This is a genomic window from Armatimonas sp. (assembly GCF_031410135.1).
Taxonomy (GTDB): Bacteria; Armatimonadota; Armatimonadia; order Armatimonadales; family Armatimonadaceae; genus Armatimonas.
Map to the genome: position 1 here is coordinate 1 of NZ_JANNYP010000680.1, position 2,532 is coordinate 2,532.

A 2,532-nucleotide genomic window follows, 5' to 3' on the forward strand; every position below is an offset into this window, starting at 1 on the left:
TCGGTGCCGGGGAGCCGGACTTCGACACCCCGCAGCACATCAAAGACGCTGCCATCGAGGCGCTGGCAAAAGGCAAGACCAAGTACACGCCCTCGGCGGGCATTCCCGAGCTACGCAAGGCCATCGCCGAGAAGCTTAAGACTGATAACAATCTCGACTACGCCCCCGGCAATGTGATCGTCTCCTGCGGCGGCAAGCACACGCTCTACAACATCTTCCAGGCCATGGTCAGCGAGGGCGATGAGGTCGTGATCCCCGCGCCCTACTGGGTCAGCTACCCCGAGCAGGTCAAGCTCGCCGACGGCACGCCCGTGATTTTGCAGACCACCGACGCCACCAACTTTACCCCTACCGTCGAGCAGCTTAAAGCCGCGATCACCCCCAAGACCAAGATCGTGATCTTAAACTCCCCGAGCAACCCGACCGGCGCGATGTGGCCCCGTGCCACGATTGAGGCGCTGGCGGAGCTGGCGATTCAGCACGACTTCTTCGTCATCTCCGACGAGATCTACGAAAAAATTGTCTACGATAACAATGAGTTTGTCTCGATTGCCGCGCTTGGGCCGGAGATCAAGAAGCGGACGTTCACGGTCAATGGCATGAGCAAAGCCTACTCCATGACCGGCTGGCGCCTCGGCTATGTCGCGGCGGAGCTAGAGTATGTCAGCGCCATGAACCGCCTGCAAGACCAGAGCACGAGCAACCCGACCAGCATTGCGCAGTGGGCGGGCCTCGCCGCGCTCACCGGCGACCAGAGCTTTCTTGCGGAGTGGTGCACCGAGTTCGATGCAAGAAGAAAACTCATTGTTGCGGGACTCAACGGCATTGACGGCCTGAGCTGCCTGATGCCCGAGGGCGCGTTCTATGTCTTCCCAAAAGTCAGCGGCCTCTACGGCAAGACCACGCCCGAGGGCAAGACAATTGCGAGCGGCGACGATGTGGCGGACTACTTGCTTGCCACCCAGAAAGTCGCGGTCGTGCCTGGCTCGGGTTTTGGAGCCGACGACTACATGCGCCTGAGCTATGCCACCAGCCGTGCGACGATTGAGAAAGGTGTTGCCCGGATCGCGGCTGCCGTGGCGGCGCTTAAGTGAGAGAGTCCGCCCAGCGGTGGGGATTTGCCCCGGAGAGTGTGCTACTGACTCAGGCCTTCACCCACCGCTCGGCGGCCCCGCATCCCCACTCCAACGAGCGCCTGGAGTTTCTCGGCGATGCTCTGCTCAGTGCCTATGTCGCCCGAATACTCATGGACGCGCTACCCGATGCCGCCGAGGGCACGCTCACCCTCGCCCGCGCCAGTGTCGTAGACCGCGAGACCCAGGCCGATGTAGCGCAGACACTGGGCCTGCCCGAGCTACTCCGCCTCGATCCCGGCGGTCAGAAGATGGGACTCGCCCAGCAGACCCGCCTGCTCTCGGGAGCGTATGAGGCCGTGGTCGGGGCACTCTACCTGGAGTGCGGTGAGAACGCTGCCTTTGCCTTTGTCCAGACCACGCTGGCCGAGCCGCTCCAGCTTGTCTTGCAGAACCCCGCCGCCAAGCACCCCAAGAGCCGCCTGCAAGAGGCACTCCAGGCCCAAGGCCGCAAGAAGCCCGAGTACCGCCAGCTCGCCTCTGAGACCGAGACCGACTCTGTCTCCGTTGAGGTACTCTGCGACGGCGAGAGACTTGGCCAGGGAACGGGTCGGACACTCCGCGCGGCAGAAAAAGCGGCGGCGTTACATATCTTGAACGGGATGTAGCCCAAGCTGGTGGAGTATCTCTCGCTGGCGTACCACTCCAGTATGATTTGTGTGTAGCCTCGCAATCGTGGCGCGCCCGGTCGGGGTCAACCCCAACATGAAGCGATAATCGCCACTCCAGGCAAAATGATCCTCCCAGCGATCCTGCCGAGGGTTAAAGAGCGGTACGATGACTCCGGTTGCAGGGTCAGGAGCTTGTGTCGCATCTTGTTTGTGCTCATTGCAGCTACGACAGGCCAGTGCCAGATTACTGAGATCATCTGTGCCTCCTTGAGCACGCGGCTCGATATGATCCACAGTAAATCTCCCGGAGTTAAATTCCTCGGGATAGCGGCAGTATTCACAAATGTCATCGGCCTGCTGAACAACCTGCTCACGCACCCGCTCGGAGACAACAGCCATAAAAATTAATCCGGGCGAATCCCAAGCTCCGTCATCATCTCGCGAAAGGAAACCCCACGTCGTTGCGCCAGCTCGGCGATCAGAGCAAGACGCTCCGCGTTCTGCTGATCACGTTGCTCGATGAGAGAGAGAAGCGCTATGCGCTCCAATTCCGTAATGACCCCCCTATCGCTTTTTTCGCAGAGAGCGTGGTACTCTTGAGTTTGCTCCTGCGGAAATAGTGTTTGCAGACGAAGAAAAAGCTCTGTCTCCTCGATTGGCAAGCCGGATGTTCGTCGCATACCATCCCAGTGCTGAACGATCGTGCGAACAAGTAGTGTCTCAACAGGCACTCCCATCTGCCGAGCCTGTGTCGTTAAGAACCGTTCAAGCTCCCCGGGTAATGTGAT

Annotated in this window: 3 protein-coding genes and 1 pseudogene; 2 read left to right on the forward strand and 2 right to left on the reverse strand. The window is 60.1% G+C overall.

Annotation, left to right across the window (positions count from 1 at the left end; translation table 11 throughout):
- A partial coding sequence (locus tag RMO15_RS24780; RefSeq protein WP_309718936.1) for a pyridoxal phosphate-dependent aminotransferase occupies window positions 1-1,094 on the forward strand: 1,094 nt, incomplete at its 5' end.
- Window positions 1,095-1,132: 38 nt separating this feature from the next.
- The gene (gene rnc, locus RMO15_RS24785; protein ID WP_309718939.1) at window positions 1,133-1,741 is read left to right on the forward strand and encodes a ribonuclease III; all 609 of its coding nucleotides are present in this window, start codon (window positions 1,133-1,135) and stop codon (window positions 1,739-1,741) included.
- On the opposite strand, the gene RMO15_RS24790 is transcribed toward rnc, so the two are convergent.
- Both RMO15_RS24790 and RMO15_RS24795 read right to left on the reverse strand, forming a co-directional pair.
- On the reverse strand, window positions 1,718-2,143 hold the full coding sequence (locus tag RMO15_RS24790; protein WP_309718942.1) for an HNH endonuclease signature motif containing protein: 426 nt from the start codon (window positions 2,141-2,143) through the stop codon (window positions 1,718-1,720). The two genes, rnc and RMO15_RS24790, sit on opposite strands and share 24 nt — an antisense overlap.
- A gap of 5 nt (window positions 2,144-2,148) precedes the next feature.
- Window positions 2,149-2,532 (reverse strand): annotated as a pseudogene (locus tag RMO15_RS24795) (hypothetical protein); the annotation flags it as partial.

Coding starts and splice junctions, on each gene's coding strand:
- RMO15_RS24790 (WP_309718942.1), bottom strand. CDS start 2,143: ATGGCTGTTGTCTCCGAGCGGGTGCGTGAGCAGGTTGTTCAGCAGGCC.